Origin of the sequence: Yoonia sp. R2-816, assembly GCF_046762905.1 — a bacterium.
In the GTDB taxonomy this organism is placed as follows: domain Bacteria; phylum Pseudomonadota; class Alphaproteobacteria; order Rhodobacterales; family Rhodobacteraceae; genus Yoonia.
Window position 1 is genome coordinate 1 of the sequence record NZ_JBKQXN010000287.1, and the last position, 295, is coordinate 295.

At 55.3% G+C, this 295-nt stretch carries 1 protein-coding gene; it reads left to right on the forward strand.

Translation table 11 applies throughout. The annotated features are described in order from the left end of the window. A partial coding sequence (locus ACFWW2_RS16945; RefSeq protein WP_393929868.1) for a hypothetical protein occupies positions 1 to 295 on the forward strand: 295 nt, incomplete at both ends.

Here is a 295-nt window from a genome sequence, read left to right on the forward strand (position 1 = left end):
ATCCAACCGGCAGCACACTTTCCCCATAGACACCGCCAACCCCCGCGGCTTCCACCCTGAGAGATTTTCCAACGCGGGCCACCCTTACGGCCAAGCTGAGACCTCGCGCCATGGCCCGCATCAGAAAATCTTCATCAAACCGGACCTCGGATGCAGCGCAGCATCAGCTCTCAACCGTTATTCGCCGCATCTTGCATTAAGGTCCGGTGTTGCTGTCGGAGGTTTGTCAGCATCAGCACGATTGTCTATGCCGTTTCACTATTTCTCCAACGGTGTTTTTCGAAATTCCGAGGTC